General features: G+C 55.7%; 18 protein-coding genes. 8 read left to right on the forward strand and 10 right to left on the reverse strand.

What is annotated here, in order from left to right; all coding sequences use genetic code 11:
* Positions 1–25: 25 nt before the first annotated feature.
* The 3 genes from ACQZ63_RS23600 to cydX are packed head-to-tail and all read left to right on the forward strand — an operon-like array spanning position 26 to position 2,917.
* Positions 26–1,603, forward strand: a complete 1,578-nt coding sequence (locus ACQZ63_RS23600; protein ID WP_004431849.1) for a cytochrome ubiquinol oxidase subunit I — start codon at positions 26–28, stop codon at positions 1,601–1,603.
* A gap of 6 nt (positions 1,604–1,609) precedes the next feature.
* Positions 1,610–2,767 (forward strand): cytochrome d ubiquinol oxidase subunit II, encoded by a 1,158-nt coding sequence (gene cydB / locus ACQZ63_RS23605; protein WP_004431850.1) that lies wholly within the window; start codon positions 1,610–1,612, stop codon positions 2,765–2,767.
* Between the two features lie 27 nt (positions 2,768–2,794).
* Positions 2,795–2,917: a cytochrome bd-I oxidase subunit CydX gene (gene cydX / locus ACQZ63_RS23610; protein WP_004431852.1), complete on the forward strand. Its 123-nt coding sequence runs from the start codon at positions 2,795–2,797 to the stop codon at positions 2,915–2,917.
* An 87-nt stretch (positions 2,918–3,004) separates the two neighbouring features.
* Here the strand turns inward: cydX and ACQZ63_RS23615 are convergent, their stop codons facing one another.
* The 7 genes from ACQZ63_RS23615 to ACQZ63_RS23645 all read right to left on the reverse strand — a co-directional run bounded on the left by ACQZ63_RS23615 (position 3,005) and on the right by ACQZ63_RS23645 (position 8,399).
* The gene (locus tag ACQZ63_RS23615) at positions 3,005–3,193 is read right to left on the reverse strand and encodes a hypothetical protein (RefSeq protein WP_004431853.1); all 189 of its coding nucleotides are present in this window, start codon (positions 3,191–3,193) and stop codon (positions 3,005–3,007) included.
* A gap of 22 nt (positions 3,194–3,215) precedes the next feature.
* The gene (locus ACQZ63_RS23620) at positions 3,216–3,635 is read right to left on the reverse strand and encodes a DUF3597 domain-containing protein (protein ID WP_004431862.1); all 420 of its coding nucleotides are present in this window, start codon (positions 3,633–3,635) and stop codon (positions 3,216–3,218) included.
* Between the two features lie 12 nt (positions 3,636–3,647).
* Entirely contained in the window at positions 3,648–3,899 is a 252-nt protein-coding gene (locus ACQZ63_RS23625) for a GlsB/YeaQ/YmgE family stress response membrane protein (RefSeq protein WP_004431872.1), read from the reverse strand.
* A 135-nt stretch (positions 3,900–4,034) separates the two neighbouring features.
* Complete coding sequence (gene nadC / locus ACQZ63_RS23630) at positions 4,035–4,892, reverse strand: carboxylating nicotinate-nucleotide diphosphorylase (protein ID WP_004431875.1); 858 nt, start codon at positions 4,890–4,892, stop codon at positions 4,035–4,037.
* Between the two features lies 1 nt (position 4,893).
* The gene (locus ACQZ63_RS23635; protein WP_448799414.1) at positions 4,894–6,459 is read right to left on the reverse strand and encodes an L-aspartate oxidase; all 1,566 of its coding nucleotides are present in this window, start codon (positions 6,457–6,459) and stop codon (positions 4,894–4,896) included.
* Positions 6,456–7,427: a quinolinate synthase NadA gene (nadA, locus tag ACQZ63_RS23640; RefSeq protein ID WP_004431880.1), complete on the reverse strand. Its 972-nt coding sequence runs from the start codon at positions 7,425–7,427 to the stop codon at positions 6,456–6,458. The genes ACQZ63_RS23635 and nadA overlap by 4 nt, the downstream gene beginning before the upstream one ends.
* Positions 7,428–7,496: 69 nt before the next feature.
* Entirely contained in the window at positions 7,497–8,399 is a 903-nt protein-coding gene (locus tag ACQZ63_RS23645; protein WP_004431893.1) for an NUDIX hydrolase, read from the reverse strand.
* Between the two features lie 208 nt (positions 8,400–8,607).
* Between ACQZ63_RS23645 and ACQZ63_RS23650 the strand changes: the two genes are divergently transcribed.
* The 3 genes from ACQZ63_RS23650 to ACQZ63_RS23660 all read left to right on the forward strand — a co-directional run bounded on the left by ACQZ63_RS23650 (position 8,608) and on the right by ACQZ63_RS23660 (position 11,130).
* The gene (locus tag ACQZ63_RS23650) at positions 8,608–8,982 is read left to right on the forward strand and encodes a PAS domain-containing protein (protein WP_004431894.1); all 375 of its coding nucleotides are present in this window, start codon (positions 8,608–8,610) and stop codon (positions 8,980–8,982) included.
* A 71-nt stretch (positions 8,983–9,053) separates the two neighbouring features.
* Positions 9,054–9,554, forward strand: coding sequence for a hypothetical protein (locus ACQZ63_RS23655; RefSeq protein ID WP_025595216.1), 501 nt, complete (start codon positions 9,054–9,056; stop codon positions 9,552–9,554).
* Between the two features lie 262 nt (positions 9,555–9,816).
* Positions 9,817–11,130 carry a tyrosine-type recombinase/integrase gene (locus tag ACQZ63_RS23660; RefSeq protein ID WP_448799415.1) on the forward strand — a complete coding sequence of 438 codons (1,314 nt, stop codon included), beginning with the start codon at positions 9,817–9,819 and terminating at the stop codon, positions 11,128–11,130.
* A 38-nt stretch (positions 11,131–11,168) separates the two neighbouring features.
* Here ACQZ63_RS23660 and ACQZ63_RS23665 read toward each other — a convergent pair whose 3' ends face one another.
* The 3 genes from ACQZ63_RS23665 to ACQZ63_RS23675 form a co-directional block, all read right to left on the reverse strand.
* On the reverse strand, positions 11,169–12,527 hold the full coding sequence (locus ACQZ63_RS23665) for a hypothetical protein (protein WP_448799416.1): 1,359 nt from the start codon (positions 12,525–12,527) through the stop codon (positions 11,169–11,171).
* Between the two features lie 154 nt (positions 12,528–12,681).
* On the reverse strand, positions 12,682–13,626 hold the full coding sequence (locus tag ACQZ63_RS23670; protein ID WP_448799417.1) for a hypothetical protein: 945 nt from the start codon (positions 13,624–13,626) through the stop codon (positions 12,682–12,684).
* A 60-nt stretch (positions 13,627–13,686) separates the two neighbouring features.
* Positions 13,687–14,232, reverse strand: a complete 546-nt coding sequence (locus ACQZ63_RS23675) for a recombinase family protein (RefSeq protein ID WP_448799418.1) — start codon at positions 14,230–14,232, stop codon at positions 13,687–13,689.
* Positions 14,233–14,422: 190 nt separating this feature from the next.
* On the opposite strand from ACQZ63_RS23675, the gene ACQZ63_RS23680 reads away from it, so the two are divergent.
* Both ACQZ63_RS23680 and ACQZ63_RS23685 read left to right on the forward strand, forming a co-directional pair.
* Positions 14,423–15,532 (forward strand): DUF3883 domain-containing protein, encoded by a 1,110-nt coding sequence (locus ACQZ63_RS23680; protein ID WP_448799419.1) that lies wholly within the window; start codon positions 14,423–14,425, stop codon positions 15,530–15,532.
* An 876-nt stretch (positions 15,533–16,408) separates the two neighbouring features.
* The gene (locus tag ACQZ63_RS23685; RefSeq protein ID WP_448799420.1) at positions 16,409–16,603 is read left to right on the forward strand and encodes a hypothetical protein; all 195 of its coding nucleotides are present in this window, start codon (positions 16,409–16,411) and stop codon (positions 16,601–16,603) included.
* The last annotated feature ends 13 nt before the right edge of the window (positions 16,604–16,616 follow it).

A 16,616-nucleotide genomic window follows, 5' to 3' on the forward strand; every position in this document is an offset into this window, starting at 1 on the left:
CTTTCCTGAAAGGTGGGGTAAAAACATGGAACTCGACATCGTGGCGCTATCGCGCCTGCAATTCGCTGTTACCGCTTTATATCACTTTCTATTCGTTCCCCTGACGATCGGACTGTCCGTGGTGATCGCCATCATGGAAACGGTCTATGTCATGACCGGCCGCACCATCTGGCGGCAGATGACGAAATTCTGGGGTACATTGTTCGGCATCAACTTCGTGCTTGGTGTTTCCACCGGCATCGTCATGGAATTCCAGTTCGGCATGAACTGGAGTTATTACAGCCACTATGTCGGCGATATCTTCGGTGCGCCGCTGGCGATCGAAGGGATGATGGCTTTCTTTCTGGAAGCCACCTTTGTCGGTCTGTTCTTTTTCGGCTGGGACAAGCTGTCCAAGCTCGGCCATCTCATCGCAACATGGTGCGTGGCGATCGGCTCGAACTTCTCGGCGTTGTGGATATTGATCGCCAATGGCTGGATGCAGAACCCGACGGGATCGGCTTTCAACCCCCAGACCATGCGCATGGAGGTGACGGATTTCTTCGCGGTGCTGATGAACCCGGTCGCCCAGGCGAAGTTCGTGCACACGGTTTCTGCGGGTTATGTCACTGCCTCCATCTTCGTGCTCGGCGTTTCCGCCTGGTACGTGCTGAAAGGCCGCCATGTCGATCTCGCCAAGCGGTCTATGACGGTTGCAGCTTCTTTCGGCCTGGCTGCTGCACTGTCGGTCGTCGTGCTGGGTGATGAAAGCGGTTATCTTTCGACCGAACACCAGAAGATGAAGCTCGCCTCGATCGAAGCCATGTGGGAAACGGAACCAGCACCCGCCCCCTTTACTGCCATCGGTTTTCCTGATCAGGAAGCCCGGGAGACGCATTTCGCCGTGAAAATTCCGTGGGTGATGGGCCTTATCGGCACGCGCTCGCTGGACACGGAAATCCCCGGTATCAACGATCTGGTGGAACTCGCAAAGACCCGCATCCGCGATGGCATCAAGGCCTATGATGCGCTGATGCAGATACGTGCCACCGGCAAGGGCGCGGAACTGCCCGAAGAGGTGCGTGGCACCTTTGCGGAGCTCGGCCACGAGCTTGGTTACGCCCTGTTGCTGAAACGTTATGTCGACGATCCGCGCCAGGCGACGGAGGAGCAGATTGCCAAGGCCGCCGCCGATACCATCCCGCATGTGCCGACGCTGTTCTGGGCGTTCCGCATCATGGTCGGTCTCGGCATATTCTTCATCCTGTTGACGGCAACCTTCTTTTATCTCTCCGCCCGCCGCCGGCTGGATCACTATCCGTTCTTGCTGAAGGTGGCCGTCTTCGCCATTCCGCTGCCGTGGATTGCTGCGGAAATGGGCTGGGTGGTCGCGGAATTCGGCCGTCAGCCATGGATCATCGAAGGCGTGCTGCCGACGGCCGCCGCCGTCTCCAGCCTCAGCGCTTCAACGGTTCTGATTACGCTTCTCTGCTTCATCGCCATCTATACGGTGCTGTTCATCGTCGAAATGGGGCTGATGCTGAAGGCGATCCGCAAGGGGCCGGATCCGGATCACGAGCCGGAAGCGCCGCTCGTTCCTGAAAAACTCGTCGCTGCGGAGTAAACGATCATGATATTGCATCAACTCATCGACTACGAAGTCCTCCGCGTCATCTGGTGGCTGCTGCTTGGCGTGGTGCTGATCGGTTTTGCCGTGACCGGCGGTTTCGATCTTGGCACGGGCGCGCTGCTGCCTTTCGTCGCGAAAACGGATCTCGAGCGGCGTGTCGTCATCAATTCCATCGGCCCGGTATGGGAAGGCAATCAGGTCTGGCTCATCCTTGGTGGCGGCGCCATCTTCGCCGCGTGGCCGCCGCTTTATGCGGTGTCGTTTTCAGGTTTTTACCTGGCGATGTTCGCCACACTATTTGCGCTGATCCTGCGGCCGGTGGGGTTCAAATACCGCTCCAAGCGCGAGAGTACGACATGGCGCAATACCTGGGATTGGGCGCTGTTTGTCGGTGGCTTTGTTCCCGCCCTGATTTTCGGTGTGGCGATCGGCAATGTGCTGCAGGGCGTACCCTTCCGCTTCAACGATGACCTCAGGATTTTTTACGACGGCACGACTTTGTTCGAGCTTCTCAACCCTTACGCAATCCTTTGCGGCCTCGTTTCCGTTTGCATGCTGGTGATGCATGGTGCGGCCTGGCTGGTGCTGAAGACCGAAGGGCCGGTCGCTGCGCGTGCCCGCAGTTTCGGCAGCATTGCAGCACTTGCCACCACAGTTCTCTTTGCGCTTGGTGGCGTATTGTTGTGGCTCGGTATCGACGGGTATCGCTTCACCTCGGAAGTCGTGACCGACGGTCCGTCCAATCCGTTGTCAAAGACGGTCGAGGTTGCAAGCGGCGTCTGGTTTGCGAATTACGCGGCCCATCCATGGATGATGCTGGCACCGGCGCTCGGTCTTGCCTTCCCGCTCGTCGCCTTCCTGTTGTTAAGGGGCGGGCGTGAGGTGCTGGCGCTGCTTTCCAGTTCGCTTGCCATATTCGGCATCATCTCGACGGTCGGTCTGACGATGTTTCCCTTCATCCTGCCCTCTTCGATCGATCCGAAATCGAGCCTGACGGTCTGGGACGCATCGTCGAGCCATATGACGCTGTTCATCATGCTGGTCGTCGCCCTCATTTTCATCCCCATCATCGTCGCTTACACCTCATGGGTCTATCGCGTGCTGTGGGGCAAGGTGGATGAAAAGGCGATCCGTGAAGACAGCGGCCACGCTTATTAATATCGAACAAATACAAGGAGATCGAACATGTGGTATTTCGCCTGGCTGCTCGGCCTGCCTCTCGCCGCTATTTTCGCCGTCATGAACGCCATGTGGTATGAGCTGATGGAAGAAAACGCCAGAAAGGCCGGGGCCAAGCCGGAAAAATAACGCTTCGGGGCACGGGGCAAAAAAGGGCGGCGTCCTATCTGGATGCCGCCCTTCTTGTAGAAATCGCCGCGATTGACACGCGCGGTTTCAGTGGATCGCGATGCCGCGCTTGTCCGCTTCTTCCTTGATGATGTCTTCGACCAGCGCTCTCTTCAGATTTGGGTTTCCCAGAAGATAGTCGTCGGCAATCTCGAAAATCGATTTCGGATTCTCTGTCCTGTGCAGGGTGTCGAGGTCCTGGCCGATCTGCTCTCGCAAGTTTGAATAGTCGTCCATCGCGGTTCTCCCGGTCACTGGTTCAATGCAGAAGTTCTGCCGGAACCTTGCCGCCGTTTTCAGACAGCTTCTTGATGACAGCCTTGTGCAACCAGATGTTCATTGTGGCTGAGTCCGAGGTATCACCGGTATAGCCGAGTTCGCTTGCCAGTTCCTTGCGAGCGGTTAGGCTGCTGTCCAGATCGAGCGCTTTCAGAAGATCGACGATCGAATGTTTCCAGTCGAGTTTCTGCCCGTTCTGCTTGACCGCCGCGTCCAGAATGGAGGCGACATCGACGCTGCCGGTGGATGCCGGAGCAGCGGCTGTCGGTGCTGGTGCTGCTGGCTGAGCCGGAGCGGCCGGGCTTGCGCCTGTCGTGGGCGCGCCAGCTGGCGCCGAAGTCTGCGGTGCAGCCTCTGCCTTGCCAAAAATCGCGTTCTTGATCTTGTCGAAAAAGCTCATTGTGTCCTCCCTCTATCGGCGAAATGCGCGCCCGATGGCAATGAGAATGCATGCGCCGATGAAACCGGCGATAAGGTATCCAATCCAGCCTCCGAGCGAAATGCCCACAAGCCCAAGCAGGAAATTGGCGACGATGGCGCCAACGATGCCGAGAATTATGTTCATGAAAAGACCCATGTTGCTTTTCATGAACTGTTCGGCAAGCCAACCGGCTACGCCGCCGATGATGATTGCTGCAATCCAGCCGATTTGTGCGTCTTCCATAACAGGCCTTTCCTTTGTGAGAGAGGTCCGCAGGCATATGGACAGGCTTTTGCGCGCACTGATCCCCCCGCCTCTTGAACCCAGGCAGGGAATTAACGGTCAATCGAGGATTTTGTTCCGGTCTCCTTGCTTTCGTCAGCTTTGGCTTTGAAAGTCCAGCCCGATATCCAGAACCGGCGCGCTGTGGGTCAGCCAGCCGACGGAGATGAGATCGATGCCGGTTGTTGCAATGGCTGCTGCGGTTTGAGGGGTGATGCGTCCGGAGGCCTCGGTTATGGCGCGTCCGGCGACGATCTGCACCGCCTCGCGCAGCTGTTCCGGCGGCATGTTGTCGAGTAGAACCGCATCGACCCCTTCCTCCATCGCTTCGCGCAATTGCAAGAGCGTATCGACCTCGACCTCGATCTTGACCAGATGTCCGACACCCGCCTTGGCGCTGCGGATAGCGTCACGCACGCCGCCGGCTACGGCGATGTGGTTGTCCTTGATGAGAACAGCATCATAAAGGGCAAAACGGTGGTTCATGCCGCCGCCGGCGCGCACGGCATATTTTTCCAGCGCCCTGAGGCCCGGCGTCGTTTTGCGGGTGCAGGCAACCGAGGCTCTGGTGCCGGAGATGGCGGCAGCAATTGTAGCGGTGACGGACGCGATGCCTGAGAGATGGCCGAGAAAATTAAGGGCGGTGCGCTCCGCCGTCAAAAGACCGCGCGAGGGACCCTCGATCGTCGCGATAATATCGCCCGGAGCGACCGCCGCGCCATCCTGCACCTGCCGCCTCATCACGATTGTCGGGTCCACCAACTGGAAAGCCAGTTCTGCGGCATCAAGACCTGCGATGACACCCGGTTCACGCGCCGCCATGACGACGACTGAGCGATGATCAGCGGGGATGACTGCGGCGGACGTGATGTCGCCCGCCAGACCCAGGTCTTCCAGAAGGGCGTTGCGGACAAGCGGCTCCACGATAATGCGTGGCAGAGGGGTGAGGGTCATGTCAGGCGCTCCGCGCAATGCTGGAAGAAAAAAGATTGGACGATGAGAGGTCATGGGCAATGGCGATGACATCGGACAGGCAAAGCCTGCGCCTTGTGGCGGTCGCGTCCTTTTCCGGGAAATCGTTACGGAAATGGGCCCCACGCGATTCTCTTCGCAAGGCGGCGAAGACGGCGATTGCGAGCCCGACGATGGCGGGATCGGATGCCGGGCCGTTCTGTTCGGCCAGTGGGAGAAGTTCGCTGATCGCGCTGATCAACCCCGCTTCATGCCTGGCGATGCCGAGATGGCGGGAGACGATGGGCCTGACGATAGACGGGTCTGCTGCCGAAAGAACAGGCGTTGCGAATGGCGTGACAGCTGTCACCCGTTTTGATGCCGGTCGGGCGGCAATATCTTTTGCCGCACGCATGCCCATGGCAGCCGCCTCCAGCAGGGAGTTGCTGGCCAGCCGATTGGCCCCGTGAAGACCGGTGCAGGCGGTTTCGCCCGCAACCCATAGGCCCGGCACGGAACTACGGCCATTACCATCCGTGGCGACGCCGCCCATGTGGTAGTGCACGGCGGGACGGACGGGCACGAGTTCGCGGGCGGGGTCTATACCAGCCTCGCGGCATAGCAGGTCGATTGACGGGAAACGCGCCGAAAAACCGCTGCCGATCGCCTTGCGGGCATCGAGAAAGACTTTGCCGCCGCGCAGGATTTCCCGGTCGATGGCGCGGGCGACAATATCGCGGGAGGCAAGTTCTGCACCCGGAACGGTCGCCATGAAACGCTCGCCGCTTTCATTGAGAAGAACGGCACCTTCGCCCCTCACCGCCTCGCTGACCAGAGCCAGCGGCCGCCGGGGAGAGGAAAGCGCCGTTGGGTGGAACTGGACGAATTCCATATCAGTGAGGATGGCTTCGGCGCGCGCGGCGAGCATGATCCCCTGTCCGAAATTGCCGGTGGGATTGGTGGTGGCCTCATACAGCCCGCCGAGGCCACCGGTCGCAAGAATGACGTTTGTGGCCGGCAGAACAAAGCTGCCCTTTTGCCCGGCGCAGATGAGACCGGCTATGGCCCCGCCTTCTGTCAGCAGCCGGCGCACCTCCGCACCTTCCAGGACTGCGATGGACGGCGTGTTGAGAACGGCGGCTGCAAGAGCCCTCACAATGGCCGCGCCCGAGCCATCACCTTCGGCATGCAGGATGCGCCGGCGGCCATGGGCGGCTTCCAGCCCGAAAACGAGCCTGCCTTGTGCATCGCGGTCGAAACGAACTCCGGCTAGTTCCAGGGCATCGATGACTGCGGGGGCGGTGGAGACGATATCTGCTGCCATAGCCGCGTCACAGAGGCCGTCGCCTGCGGCGAGCGTATCGGCAAGATGCAGTGCAGTGCTGTCGTCAGCGCCAAGGCTTGCAGCAATGCCGCCCTGCGCCCAGGCGCTGGACGTTTCGCCACCGAGCGCGCCGCGGGTCAGAAGCAGGACCGGTTGCGGTGCGAGCGTCAATGCTGCCATCAGGCCGGCAATACCGCTGCCGACGATGACCGTCCTGCCTGCATATTGCGACAGAGCCTCACTCATACCGCCAGCATCCTTTCCACCGCGCGGCGGGCGGCGACCGCAACAGCCGGATCGATTGTCACCTCGTGGCGGTTTTCTTCAAGCGCTGTGCGGATATTGCCGAGCGTGATGCGCTTCATGTGCGGGCAGAGGTTGCAGGGGCGGATGAATTCAACATCGGGATGATGCACGGCGACATTGTCGCTCATCGAGCATTCCGTCAAAAGCACCACGCGGGCCGGTCTTTCCCGGCCGACGTAGTCCGACATGACAGCGGTCGAGCCGGAAAAATCTGCGGCCTCAACGACATCGGGCGGACATTCGGGATGCGCGAGAACGGTGATGCCGGGATGGCTTTCGCGCAATTCCCTGATGTCGTCGACGGTGAAAAGCTCATGCACCTCGCAATGGCCGCGCCATGCGATGAGTTCGACATTGGTCTCCCGCGCTACATTCTTCGCCAGATATTCGTCCGGCAGCATCAGCACGCGCGGCACGCCGAGCGATTCCACCACCTGGCGGGCATTGCCGGAGGTGCAGCATATGTCGGAAGCCGCCTTCACCGCCGCCGACGTGTTCACGTAAGTGACGACAGGAACGCCGGGATAGGCCTTGCGCAGAAGTGCGATGTCTTCGGGCGTGATGGAATCGGCGAGCGAGCAGCCGGCGGCCATATCCGGAATAAGCACGGTTTTTCCCGGATTTAGCAGCTTTGCCGTCTCGGCCATGAAATGCACGCCGGCGAGAACGATCACATCCGCTTCTACTTCCATTGCCTTGCGCGCAAGGGCGAGGCTGTCGCCAACGATATCGGCAACGCCGTGGAAGATTTCCGGCGTCTGGTAATTATGGGCGAGGATGACGGCGTTGCGCCTGCGCTTCAGATCGAGGATCGCCTCCACATCATCCTGAAAACCCATCCATTCCGCCTTGGGAATGACGCGGCTGACGCGGTCGTAAAGGCTTGCGGCAGATATCTGTTCGTTCACGGCACTCTCCCATTTATACTCTATTTGAGTATATCTACGGCAAACAGATATTCTCATTGTGAGCATATGTCAATTGCGGGAGAGTGGCAGTTTGGTTCCGGAAAGGGCGCGTTCATCCACAACGGTCTGGCGGAATCGGAAGAGCTTTGCAGGGCGTCCGCCGGTTTCGGTCGCCATGTCGCCAGTTTCTTCCACCAGCTGTTGCTGTTCTATCAGCCGGCGGAAGTTCTGCTTGTGCAGCGTCAGACCGGCGAGCGCCTCCACCGCGCGCTGCAATTGCAGCAGGGTGAAAGCGTCGGCCATCAGTTCGAAAACTACAGGCCGGTATTTAATCTTAGCCCGGAGGCGCGCGATGCCGGTGGCAAGAATGCGACGGTGATCGGCAAACATCGGTCTGCCGAAATTGATCCGAGGCTCACTCTGGGCTTCTTCGACCAGTCCGGCCTCATAGAGCAATTCGTAGCGCTGAAGTGTCAGTTCCTCGTTCCAGCCGCCGCCATCAAGGCCGAAGGTGAAGTCGGCGCGTAAATGGCGCTGGCCTTTGCAGGCAGGGTCGGAATCCGCCCAGCAGCGCAGCTTCTCGATGATTGTGTCCAGAACCGCCGGCCGGCCCTGCCGATGGTCTTCCCAAGGAAAATACTCGTACCAGCCATGCCAGATAGGGCGGCCATTGCCGGGCGGCTCCTGTTCGCGAACCAGCCCGAGATAACCGATCGATATGGTTCTTCCGCCAAGAATGTCATTGTTGCGGTCCCGGTCGGCGAAGGTGTAGAGTTGTTCGAGATAGCCGACGGGATGATGTGTCTGTTCGTGTATCCACTCTCTCAACCCGCTCTGAAGCGTCCTGTGTCCGAATTCAAACGGCCCTGATGGAAGTGCCGCGCCCGCCCGCACGGTCATTACCCGCGGCTCGTCCGTGGTGATGGCGGTGACGACGGCGATGAGTTCGGCGTGGGCAAGCCCTATGGTCACGGCGGCTCCTCTGGTAGATGGCGTCGGTATCGACCTTCTTTGGCACAGGAATGCCTGTTCGCCAACAAGCGGGCGGGGAAACGCGGATGCCGCCGCGCATGTAAAACTTTACGTAGCGATCAGACAAAAGAATAAGTGCTTGTGGTTAGTCGCGTATCGTCCTTTATGTTAAGACCCGCGTCAAAAGCATCCATAATGTAGAAGGCCGATGTTAGAGGATATATATCTCGAAGAAACACTTGTGGGTTATTACACCTGGAACGTGGGACAGAATCTGGTTTATCTGGATGCTGTGGCGGCTCGCCTGCGCGAATTTTCCGAAGAGAAAGCCGCCCGCGGCATTCCCGTGGAGGATTTCATAGATCAGATCGAAAGCGGCTCGCGCGCGCGCGTGGCCAAGGCGGTTTACAACTCGCTGACGAACGGCGTGTTCTATGATCAGCAATACCGCATCGAACTCAAATCCGGCGATTTTCGCTGGCTGCGGACAACGGGCAGGGTTATCCTTGATGGTGACCGCATTCCAATCATGGCGATGGGCACGGTGCGAGACATCACCTCGCGCAAGATTTTATTGATGTAATATTTATCGCGTTCGGTCTGTCTTGAAAAACGCCGATCTATTTCTTGTCGATTGTTTTGATGTGCGGTGACATGGTTCGGCAGGTTTTCATTTTGCTGTTTCAGATCGTGCTGGTCACGGGGCTTGGTATAGCCGGCATCCGCATCGCCTCGCTCATGAATGGCGAGGCGGCATATCCAGCGACTGGCCTCTCCGCAAACACGGAAACGCTGTGGACGACCTCTCCGGTCAGGGTCGATCCCCGCCATCAGAATTATGAGCGTATTCCGACCCCGCCCGATCCATACCCCCTGAAAATATATGCGGATCAGCGCCTGCGCGTTGCGTCCAACAATCGCTTCACCTTCAAAGGACAGGAGTTCCGCCTCGCCGGCGTGGAAGACATCGACCGCAACCGGGTTTGCGCCGGACCTGACGGCCGCCGTTATGCCTGCGGCCTGAACGCCTTCAAGGCGCTGGAGAACCGCCTGCGCGGCAAATATCTGGAATGCCGGGTGCTGGAAGAAGGCGGCGGCGTTCCGTCGGTGGAATGTCGGATCAACGGGCAGGATGTGCGGGCGCTCTTGCAATAGTCAACGCGAAGAACAGACAATTTCGCACGAACGCCCGTGCTGGACGATAGAAATTTGTATTTTAGAAGGTTTGGTGGAGCTAAGCGGGTTAGAACGAGCCATCCAAATTATCCGTTGAAAATCAATTTTGTCGCTGTATAACAACGCCATAGTGGTACGTCAATGGGGTACGTGCTGGGGTACGTAGGGCACATTTATGGCGAGATCGGCAGCGAATGACCGGCAGTATCTAGAGCAGCACCGGGGAAAGTGGAGGGTCACTATGGCCGTCCCGAAAACTCTCCATGGACGGCTACCGACGCGGCTGAAACATCCACTCAATACTGACAGCTTGGCCATCGCCAATCAGCTCAAGTGGCCGGTGGTAAATGAAATGCGGGCAAGGATTGCTGATGCAGCCGGAAGAGATGGTCGTCCCGATTTACGCGCAATCGCAGAGGAATTTCGCCGCCAGCATGCCAAGGCTGAAACTGACCGAGAAGTTGATGAGATTGATGCGGGTATAGCTGTGACAATCGATGCTGTGCTCGGGAAGCCTGTAGGCGTTGAGTTAGACCCGGTAACGGGTGAAGAAGAGCCTGTTTTTGAGCCATCAAAGGTCAAGCAGGCGCAGCAATTCACGAAGATGGTATCAGGGAACGCAACACTCATCGACCATTTCCATTCACAATACGTTGCCCAATTGACCGTTAAGCCCCGCACTAAGGGAGATGATGAGCGGGCCATAAAGCTTTTGAAGCGCTGGTGTGCTGAAAAGAATGTCGAGCCGTTCCTACAGTCTTTCCCGTCAAAGAAACTCGCCGTTCGTTTTGTTGATGATTTGCGGTCGCTAGAGCCGAAGCTGTCTCCCGTGACGTTGAACAAGTACATCAACCGGTTGTCGAGGTACTGGCAATGGCTGGAGAAGAGAGAGGAAGTGCCTCTGGATGTCTGGAGAGGTCTGGCTTTGGCAACGCCCTCAGTCGCCCATGATGAAAGAGAGCGTCCCTTCACGAAGGACGAAATGGTGAAGCTTCTCTCTGGAGACACGTCTCAGGCGATGCATGATCTAATGCGTATAGCAGCTTTAACGGGTTGTCGCTTGGACCCAATTGTGTGTCTCCGGGTTAGAGACTGCCGCGACGATGGTGTATTTGTTTTCAAGCCTCAAAAGAAGGAGAAGGCAGAGCGTCTATGTCCCATCCATTCCGATCTTGCTGAAATCGTGGAGCGTCGAACGAAAGGTAAAGGGCCAGATGCCCCATTCTTTCCCGAGTGGCCGGGTCCAAGAAGCACAGAGAGCCAACGAGAACGATCATTCAAGACTTCGAACCAATTCACTGCCTATGCTCGGTCGATTGGTGTCCGTGAGGAACTGGAAGGCCGTAGACGCTCTCTGGTAAACTTCCATTCATTTCGCCGTTGGTTCATCACCCAGGCTGAGCGAGCCTCACAACCGGAAAGCCTGATCGCGGCTGTGGTGGGGCATAAGAGGCAGGGCATGACGCTGGGTGTGTATTCGGCAGGACCGCTGATTGAACAGGCGCGTATTTGTGTTGAAGCTGTTCGGTTGCCCATGATAACTCGGGCCAAGTAATTCCCTGCAAAAACTTTTAAACGCTAATATAGGCACCTTTACGCCCCGTACTTTTTTCGCTCGATAGCTGCTAGAAAATCATCTTTAGTTTTAAAAAAATTTGCGTTTGATACAGCAGAACTGATCGCTGCCCGAATGTTAGTAAACGCTTCGTCAAGCTCCCTTACATCAAGTTCAGTAAGGCGGTGATGTATATACTGCGACCTCATTCGGTACGCTTCGCGGAAGTTTTCCACGACACGCTGTCTCTTCGATGGGTCTGTCTGAGTTAGAAATGCTACCCGGTCTCCGACATTTTGTTGTATCGACTCACTCGCATTCCGCAACATGAGCCCCTCTATCGCAGAGAAAGCAAAAACTAGTCGATCTGCCATCTCCGGGAATGTTGTCGCACGGGAGAACGCCAAGAGACTTGATCTAACAGCCCTTTGAAAGTCGTTGAGTTCATCTGCGTCTAGAAGGGCCGCAACCTCATCAAGGCCGTATTGCTGTAAATCGTTTATATTAGCCCGACTTATGATCCAATTGTCCACCTCGCTCATTGCTATGCCGGTGGAGTACCTGAATTTTCCATTCGCAGAGTTGAGGATTATATGTTTTTGAGGGACTATTAGAGACGATAAAAGTGATGTCGGAGACATCCGTGTTGAAGTAATTGTCGCAAGGGAAAAAAATCGGAGCAGTCCTACAGCGTCCCCAGCCAAGCTCAGCGCGGCTTCTTGGGTGTATCCGGGTTCGGCCTTAATAACGATCTCAATTCCCGCGCACCGTTTCATAGTGCTCCGCATTTTTGAGATCAACGCGCTTGTTTCCTCAATTTGAGTGGGGCTGTACTCCGTGAGTGTCCGCGAAAGATCGTCAAAGAACTCATCATTTAGAGGAATGATGTTAGCTTTTCCGAATGCGAATCTTTCTTCAATTGCAAGATGCTGAATTGGAATGATCGCTTTCCACTCCATAATCTCTGTATCGCATTTCCGAATAAAGTATGAGCAAAAATTATCTGTATTACCTTCGCGAAGCCGAGAACATGCCCATTCCACAAACGCGTTGCAGATAAAATTCGAGCTGATGGATTTTTTTGCCCACTTAACCTTCAGTATCGCGCGCGCTAACTTTGATAAATATTCGTAGTCTTCTTCTTTGAGTCCGAAGGCATCCTGTTTGTCCCACATGAAAACGAATGCCATTTTCCCGTCGTCCTGTGGTAACCAGGCCGTAGGATCACCCACAATGTCTTCGTCTCTTATGGTGGTTATATCGCGCGATAGCAGCCAATCTGGCGTTGGTTGTTTTGTTTTCGCTAGACTTATTTTCCCAACTGCTAATAAGGCATCTTTCGCCAACGCCTCGATGGAGTTTTCCGCGCTAGGGTGGAATTGATAAACGTTCGTCATGTTTACCCAAGTTGAACCGCTAAGACGCGACAATCTTTAGATGATTCTTTGCGTCTGGACTACATCTTGAGGGACGAGCTATGGCGTGGTTGTTCCGAAATGTCGGCTGTCAGCGTAGGAACCATTCTGCGGAAAACGTAAAAAATTGACGAGGTTAATGCCTTTCATGCGGTAACTCAAAAACAGCGCGCCCTGACGTTTCCTCCACCAGAGAAAGAGTTGTGTAGTTGAGTGTCCACCCGAACGTTGCCCCCTCGAAAAAAGGGAAGGAGAATTCAGAGCAAACTTTCTGTCTCCCTTGCGCATTTCGAATGAGAGGCTCCCACTGCTCAATACAGTCAGCTATCTTATCGGCATGAATCCGATGGTCCATTGATGTCAAGGCTGATGAAAGAAAACTCGGCGCTGCGTAGTGCCCATTAGATTGAGTAAGCGAATTTATGGCTTGCCGTGCGAGGGCTTCGCCTTGCCGCGCATCAACTTCGCCAGATACGCCCGAAATTCCTCGGATGTATTTACCAGAGGCAACCTCTAGGTCAGAAACTGCTTGCCTGAGCGTCCCATCATCAAAACTTGCGTGGTTACCGCACATTACAAAAAGCACATGGTCGCGTCTCACCTTGACGAACAGGAGGTCTTTACTGTGGCCTTTTCGCTTTCCCTTCTCGTTACTAGAAACGAGATGCAAGTGATGGGTGCCATATGCGTTCAACGCCCTATCTTTCCCCGCAGTTACAAGGCCTGAGCGTGTTTTAGAATATGGTGAGTAGCCACTAATATTCACACGAGGAGACAGATAAGGCTTTAGGTCTCCACCTTGCGTGAACAGTTGTGCTATCGCGGAAATCTTATCAGCATGGGACGCGGCGCGCGATGAAAAGAAGCCATCCCACGCCCTCACTTCTCGGGGGCGCGGTTCGATGAAGCGATCAATCCATCCAATATATACCGCGAGCAAATCTGAGAAGGGCATACTGCGTAGCTCACGTCGAGCGGCATCTGGATCGCAGGGTATAGCGTTTATCAGGCTATTCCGAATTGACGTGAGATTGATCGAAGTAGCTACGAGACGATCTACACATTGATCTTCGTCCAGCATTATTACCCCTGCAAAACAAGTAGACGCCCCGACAAAGAGGCAGACGTGAGTAATCGCTCACTATCGAACGCCTTCCATCATGCGATAAACCGTGGAACGCGCAACATTAAAACGCTTAGCCACTGCCATGGGTTTATCCCCGGCAGCCAAGGCCGCCCTTATAGCATCCCCATCGACCGTCACAGGACGGCCCTTGTATCTGCCTTCCTCTTTCGCCTTGGCGATACCCTCAAGCTGCCGCTCCTTTCTGAGGTCGGTCTCGAACTCGGCAATCGCACCCAGCATGTTGAACATGAGGCGTCCCGTGGGAGTCGTGGTATCGATGTTCTGTTCCGTCGCAATCAGGTCCACACCTTTGACCTGTAGCTCCTGAGAGATTGCGTGCAGGTCGGGCACAGAGCGGGCTAGGCGATCAAGGCGGGTCACAACCAAGGCATCCCCCTTCCTAGCAAAGCGGATGGCCTCCGCGAGCTTTATGCGGCCCTCACGGGTGGTCCCGCTTGCCTTGTCGATGAAGACCTCCTCAACACCATGACGGGTAAGGATATCGACCTGAGCGGTTTCATTCTGGCCGGTGGAAGATACGCGGGCATAGCCGATTTTCATAAGACACCTTTTGTCCGATAAAGTCTAAGATGAAATCGGAATAACGTCCGATAAATTACATGTCAATCCATATCGGACATAATTCATTTCATTTAGATCGTCCGGCGTGGGTATACCTTATCGGACCACTCCTAGTTGACTCAGCGTGAGAAACTTGGCGAAGTACCAATAAGAAAATCGGGGGTGTGTGATGGTGAAATGGCGTGATGATGTTGTTGCCGCGTTGGAAGACATCGGAGGGAAGGGGACACTTTCAGAAATCTACGACGCTGTGCGCAAGCGCCGCCAAACGAAGCTGCCTAACACCTGGGAGGCAGTCGTCCGGCGAGAGCTTGAATACAACTCCAGTGACAGCGAGAGCTTTCAAGGGCGCTTTGATCTGTTCTCAAGTGATGGAATCGGCACTGGAATTTGGTCGCTGCGAGATGGCGTGACCGCAGAGCGCCCTTGGTCAGATGCAGAAGTTTCGGACTTGGTTTCCGATTATTTCAGCATGTTGTCCGAGGAACTTCGCGGGCACAAATACAACAAAACAGCTCACCGAGAGCAATTGATGGAAACCATTTCACGGACCAATGGCGCGATAGAGCGGAAGCACCAGAACGTCAGTGCAGTTCTGCGCAAGCTCGGCTATCCCTGGATTCAGGGGTATAAGCCTTTGAAAAATGTTCAAGAGGCGCTCACGCAAGAGGTACTGAGACAGCTTGAAGCGGACAACCCTCGCCCTTCGGACGCTTTAGCAAAACCGAAGGTGACACGGAAAACGCTCGATACGGTTTTCGTTGACCGACCGGAGGTCAAAGAACGTCAAACCCAGAAGCGAGATAACAAGTTTGTCGCGAGAAAAGTTGATTTCGCCGCTATTGATGCAAGGAACGAGGCACTTGGACATGCCGGGGAAAAATTCGTTGTCGCCGTTGAGAAGGCTCGCTTACGTGACCTGGGATTACACGAGCAAGCGAAACTTGTGCGATGGGTGGCTCGCGACGATGGAGATGGGCTGGGCTATGATGTCCTGTCGTATGATGACAACGGTGAACGGATTTTTATTGAAGTCAAATCGACACGCGGAGACAGCTACACGCCATTCTATTTGACAGAGACAGAGCGATTGTTCGCGATCATGAACGCTGAAAGGTATCGGTTATATCGAGTGTTCCGATTCGGAAAACATCCGATGATTTATGTTCTTCCTGGTCCGCTGGAAGGCGTAGTTAAACTCGAACCCACGGCTTATCGTGTGTCCATATCACCTCTGGAAACTCCGTCCGTGATAGCCGCTGCACCCGGCGCAAATTGACCAAACAAGCAACATCACAGCAACCGCTTTGCCAATTCTCGACCAGTCTTCGTCAGGTGTATCTCGGGTGATCTAGCTCCTGTGGGTCCACACCGCTGCTCCACGAGGCCCAGTCCCGGCTTGCCATGCCTATCATACTTACCGAGGGCGTAGACGTTTCGCGAGACGGATGACTGGCTAATGCCGACAAGTTCCGGGAGGTCGCACTGGAGAACGCCGGGACGCATTGCCACAGCCAAGAATACCGAGACCATGTGTATCGGCATATCAGCCCGAAACTCCCGCAGTACCTCAATGCGGTCACTCAGGGTACGCAGTGCACTCACCCGCTTGGGCGTCCTCCGCCTCTCAATCGCTAGTTCCATATGGTCTCCCTTTGCATGTTATGAAGATGCCGGAAGGAATGCCAAGGTCAAGACTTGATCTTCACCAAGAGGGAGCTTAGCCGCGCCTGCACATCCGCCCGAGCTATTCCGTGCGTCCGTGGGGGCACGGGGGAACGCGCGTGAGCATTTCCATCGATTGCCGCCTTGGATTTTTTCGGCAAAATAGCCACTGGTAATGTGGGCGCTGGAGGCTCTTCACCCTAAATGGTAACCTTGTTGGCGTCTTCGATGAGGTATCATTAACGCGAGACCAAGTGACCAAGATGCAGATATTACGAAAGGCTCAAGCGCGGTCCAGAACAACCAAGATTGCGGCCTATGGAGTATAACCTCACTCCGCGCTTTTTGGTGTTCATCACTGGCATATTGTAGATCGTTAGCCCACACGCGAAACACAAGGCTCTTAATTGAACTTAGACCGACATTTGGAGGTGTGAACTCACTTTGCGGGTCCCATTCTTGACTCCCATACAATTCGAGACGCGTGAACATGTCGCACATCGATTTGCGGTCCGTTTCTATTTCGATGAAGTTAGGGGGAGAATCCGGGCCGCTAATGAAGCTGAGTCCGCACACGGTATTTTTGGTAGCGGAGATCGCCCGTTTCACCTCAACCCCGGCTCTGTCCACCCGCTCCGAAGCTAATTTCATTTTGGCCGCGCTCATGGCACTCGACGCAGAATGAAAGCTGGTTAGCA

The organism is Agrobacterium sp. CG160-95 (assembly GCF_053521725.1).

Excerpts from the sequence above, each read along its gene's own strand:
- ACQZ63_RS23600 (WP_004431849.1), top strand. The coding sequence starts at position 26 with ATGGAACTCGACATCGTGGCGCTATCGCGCCTGCAATTCGCTGTTACC.
- cydB (WP_004431850.1), top strand. The coding sequence starts at position 1,610 with ATGATATTGCATCAACTCATCGACTACGAAGTCCTCCGCGTCATCTGG.
- cydX (WP_004431852.1), top strand. The coding sequence starts at position 2,795 with ATGTGGTATTTCGCCTGGCTGCTCGGCCTGCCTCTCGCCGCTATTTTC.
- ACQZ63_RS23615 (WP_004431853.1), bottom strand. The coding sequence starts at position 3,193 with ATGGACGACTATTCAAACTTGCGAGAGCAGATCGGCCAGGACCTCGAC.
- ACQZ63_RS23620 (WP_004431862.1), bottom strand. The coding sequence starts at position 3,635 with ATGAGCTTTTTCGACAAGATCAAGAACGCGATTTTTGGCAAGGCAGAG.
- ACQZ63_RS23625 (WP_004431872.1), bottom strand. The coding sequence starts at position 3,899 with ATGGAAGACGCACAAATCGGCTGGATTGCAGCAATCATCATCGGCGGC.
- nadC (WP_004431875.1), bottom strand. The coding sequence starts at position 4,892 with ATGACCCTCACCCCTCTGCCACGCATTATCGTGGAGCCGCTTGTCCGC.
- ACQZ63_RS23635 (WP_448799414.1), bottom strand. The coding sequence starts at position 6,459 with ATGAGTGAGGCTCTGTCGCAATATGCAGGCAGGACGGTCATCGTCGGC.
- ACQZ63_RS23650 (WP_004431894.1), top strand. The coding sequence starts at position 8,608 with ATGTTAGAGGATATATATCTCGAAGAAACACTTGTGGGTTATTACACC.
- ACQZ63_RS23655 (WP_025595216.1), top strand. The coding sequence starts at position 9,054 with ATGGTTCGGCAGGTTTTCATTTTGCTGTTTCAGATCGTGCTGGTCACG.
- ACQZ63_RS23660 (WP_448799415.1), top strand. The coding sequence starts at position 9,817 with ATGGCCGTCCCGAAAACTCTCCATGGACGGCTACCGACGCGGCTGAAA.
- ACQZ63_RS23665 (WP_448799416.1), bottom strand. The coding sequence starts at position 12,527 with ATGACGAACGTTTATCAATTCCACCCTAGCGCGGAAAACTCCATCGAG.
- ACQZ63_RS23670 (WP_448799417.1), bottom strand. The coding sequence starts at position 13,626 with ATGCTGGACGAAGATCAATGTGTAGATCGTCTCGTAGCTACTTCGATC.
- ACQZ63_RS23675 (WP_448799418.1), bottom strand. The coding sequence starts at position 14,232 with ATGAAAATCGGCTATGCCCGCGTATCTTCCACCGGCCAGAATGAAACC.
- ACQZ63_RS23680 (WP_448799419.1), top strand. The coding sequence starts at position 14,423 with ATGGTGAAATGGCGTGATGATGTTGTTGCCGCGTTGGAAGACATCGGA.
- ACQZ63_RS23685 (WP_448799420.1), top strand. The coding sequence starts at position 16,409 with ATGTCGCACATCGATTTGCGGTCCGTTTCTATTTCGATGAAGTTAGGG.